The 251-nt window shown below is 42.2% G+C and carries 1 protein-coding gene; it reads left to right on the top strand.

Annotated features, from left to right (window positions below; translation table 11 throughout):
• The first annotated feature begins 12 nt into the window (after positions 1–12).
• Complete coding sequence (locus ACYQ2O_RS13730; protein WP_459796877.1) at positions 13–132, top strand: IS66 family transposase zinc-finger binding domain-containing protein; 120 nt, start codon at positions 13–15, stop codon at positions 130–132.
• The last annotated feature ends 119 nt before the right edge of the window (positions 133–251 follow it).

The raw sequence follows: 251 nt of genomic DNA, 5'->3' as shown, positions 1-251 counted from the left end.
AGCACACAACTCATCCGTCAGGAAGTTAAATTTATCCCGGCGAGAGTTGAAAACCACAGACATTTCCAGAAAACATATGCCTGCGCGAACTGTGAGAAAAGCGGAACGCGCACGCCTTTTGCAAAATTGTAGAAAAGCATTCTATACCGATAAAAAAGAGGCGAAAAAAGGCAATGTGATCCAGCAGACGTGAATACACTGCTGGATCACATTGCTTTTTTTCTTGTCAAATGTCTCCAGCAAAGGTAAAA

The organism is Alkalibacterium sp. m-11 (genome assembly GCF_054658155.1).
The sequence above is the reverse complement of the archived record's forward strand: the minus strand, read 5'-3'. Positions and strand labels throughout refer to the sequence as shown.